The 2,508-nt window shown below is 71.9% G+C and carries 3 protein-coding genes and 1 pseudogene; 3 read left to right on the top strand and 1 reads right to left on the bottom strand.

What is annotated here, in order from left to right; all coding sequences use genetic code 11:
* Window positions 1-195: 195 nt before the first annotated feature.
* Window positions 196-582, top strand: a complete 387-nt coding sequence (locus AOK11_RS37965) for a PPOX class F420-dependent oxidoreductase (protein WP_055598159.1) — start codon at window positions 196-198, stop codon at window positions 580-582.
* A gap of 47 nt (window positions 583-629) precedes the next feature.
* On the opposite strand, the gene AOK11_RS37960 is transcribed toward AOK11_RS37965, so the two are convergent.
* Window positions 630-1,046 carry a Zn-ribbon domain-containing OB-fold protein gene (locus AOK11_RS37960; RefSeq protein ID WP_055598158.1) on the bottom strand — a complete coding sequence of 139 codons (417 nt, stop codon included), beginning with the start codon at window positions 1,044-1,046 and terminating at the stop codon, window positions 630-632.
* Between the two features lie 225 nt (window positions 1,047-1,271).
* Between AOK11_RS37960 and AOK11_RS37955 the strand changes: the two genes are divergently transcribed.
* Together AOK11_RS37955 and AOK11_RS45995 are read left to right on the top strand one after the other, a co-directional pair.
* On the top strand, window positions 1,272-2,111 hold the full coding sequence (locus AOK11_RS37955) for an ATP-grasp domain-containing protein (protein WP_055598160.1): 840 nt from the start codon (window positions 1,272-1,274) through the stop codon (window positions 2,109-2,111).
* A gap of 73 nt (window positions 2,112-2,184) precedes the next feature.
* Window positions 2,185-2,508, top strand: a pseudogene (locus AOK11_RS45995) (peptidoglycan-binding protein); the annotation flags it as partial.

Genomic DNA, 2,508 nt, shown 5'->3' with positions numbered 1-2,508 from the left:
CGCGGTGCGAACACCGCGGGGCCTCCCCTGAGTCGAGTGCCCTCAGTCCATACGGACGCGGACCCCGCGGTGTTCACCGCCGGAGCGATCCGATGTGCGGGAGGTGCCGGCCTGCGCGTCGAGCGGCCCGGCGTGCGCGGGGGGACGGCGTCCACGGCGGGCGGGGGACGGTGATCGAACACTAGACTGCCGGGCATGGACGACGCGTTGCTCGAACGGCTCGGAGCGGGAAAGTACCTGCTGGTCACCAGCTACCGGCGGAACGGTACGCCGGTGGCCACCCCGGTGTGGGTGGTGCGGGACGGAAACGCGCTCGGGGTCTGGACCGCCGCCGACTCCTGGAAGGTCAAGCGGATCCGGGCCCGCGCCGATGTCCTGGTCGGACCCTGCGACGTGCGCGGCCGTCCGACCGGCGGCCAGGTCCCGGCCACCGCGGAGATCTGCGATGCGGCGACCACCGCCCGCTACCGCGAGCTGATCGCCCGTAAGTACGGTCTGCCGGGCCGGCTGACACTGCTCGGCAGCCGACTGCGCCGGGGCCGTGACGGCACCGTCGGTATCCGCGTCGCACCGGCCGGCTGAACTCGGCCGACCGAACTCCGTCCGCCCGGACCGGTTCCGGGCGCCGGTCAGGTCCAGGCGCGGTAGGGCTCGTCGACGAGCTGGAAGACCGGTTCGCCGCGCACCGGGTCCTTGGCCGTGGACAGCCGTACCCGGTCCCCGCTGTGGATGCCGATGGGCGGGCCCATGACCCGGCCGCGGACGACGAAGCCCTCGGCCATCTCGATCAGGGACACGTTCCGGGCGGCCGGCGTATTGCGGTGCAGCGTCGTGGAGTGACGGACCGTGCCGACGCCCGCGCTGTGCTCCGTGCGCAGGTCGCTGCCCTGGCAGACGGGGCACAGCAGCCGGTGGTACATCGCGGTGCCGCACCATGTGCACCGCTGGAAGGCCATGGCCTCCGCGCTGTTCGCGCCCTGGGGTTCGAGCAGACCCGTCGTGGCGCCGGCTGCCTGCTGAGCCACGCTTCCTGAGTGGTGGTACACGCTGGTCAACTCCCTGCACTCGGTCGCCATCCCGCGTGCACGATGCCCGGCACGCACGTACCCGGTGTGTCATGTGCCACCGTGCACAGCGACAGGGTATGGCACTCAGTGCCACCCGTAAAGGCACTCGGTACCCTCTTTTGTGTCCACCGTGCCCCTGGGCTGTTTCGGTACCTACGGATCATTCATATGATCAGGCTTCTGTCGCCCTCCGAGGAGCCCCGCATGGCGCCCGCCCGTCCCCGTCCCCGCCTCCTGTACGTCACCGACCTGACGTATCCGGCCCGCGGGCGCCGCTACGGAGACGAGGACGTCCACCTCACCTCCCGGCTGCGCGCCGACTTCGACCTGGCGCTCTGCCATCCGCGGGACGCCGCCGCGCTGCTGGACGGCTTCGACGCCGTGGTCGTCCGTAACAGCGGCCCGGTGCTGACCTACCCGGAGGCCTACGAAGCCTTCCGCCGACGGGCCACGGAGGCGGGAAAGCCGGTCTACAACCCGCTCACCGGCCGGGGCGACATGGCGGGCAAGCAGTACCTGCTCGAACTGAGCGCCGCCGGGCGGCCGGTGATCCCCACCGTCGACCGCGCCGAGGACCTGCGACTGCTGCCCGCGGCGAACCGGTACGTGGTCAAACCCAGGCTCGGCGCCGACTCGGTGGGGCTGCGTGTCGTCTCCGGGGACGCCGTGCGGGAGTTCATCGACGGCAGCGTCCTGGTGCAACCGCATATCGACTTCGCGTACGAGGTCTCCTTCTACTTCGTCGACCACGACCTCCAGTACGCCCTGTACGCCCCTGACCCCGGCCGGCGCTGGCAACTGGAGCCGTACGAAGTCACTCCGCACGACCTGGAGTTCGCCCGGAGCTTCATCGACTGGAACACCCTCGACCACGGCATCCAGCGGGTCGACGCCTGCCGCGCCCCGGACGGCGAACTGCTGCTGGTCGAGTTGGAGGACCTGAACCCGTACTTGTCCCTCGACGCCCTGGACACGGAGTCCCGGGAGTCCTTCGTGTCCGCCGTGACGGCTTCCCTGCACCGCTTTCTGCGCGCTGCCGGCTGAACCTCCGCCCTCCTGGGCGCGTATCTCTTCCCGTGGGCGGCTCCGCCCTCGTGCGCAGCGGAAGGAGAGCAGCGTGCCGACGCCGTCCGACCCAGGGCAGCCGCACCACGGCCCGCCCCTCGAGCCCGTCCGCGTCCTGCGCCCGCGCCGCACGGACGCGCTCGCCGAACTGTTCAAGGAGTTCGAACGGGAGGAGCGCGAGGGCTACGAGTCCGTCACCCTGCCCCGGCCGGCGGCCGGCCCGGAGGACGAGACCCAGGAGTTTCCGTCGGTCGCCCCCGAACCGCCCACCCGGCCGCGGACGACCGCGCCCGGCCCCGCGGGCGAGGACTTCGCGCAGCACGGTCCGGTACCCGGGCGCACGTCACCCGGCCGCCGTGCGCCCGGGTACCGGACC

The sequence above is a fragment of the Streptomyces hirsutus genome (assembly GCF_001418415.1).
Classification (GTDB): Bacteria; Actinomycetota; Actinomycetes; order Streptomycetales; family Streptomycetaceae; genus Streptomyces; species Streptomyces hirsutus.
The sequence above is the reverse complement of the archived record's forward strand: the minus strand, read 5'-3'. Positions and strand labels throughout refer to the sequence as shown.

Coding starts and splice junctions, on each gene's coding strand:
- AOK11_RS37955 (WP_055598160.1), top strand. CDS start 1,272: ATGGCGCCCGCCCGTCCCCGTCCCCGCCTCCTGTACGTCACCGACCTG.
- AOK11_RS37965 (WP_055598159.1), top strand. CDS start 196: ATGGACGACGCGTTGCTCGAACGGCTCGGAGCGGGAAAGTACCTGCTG.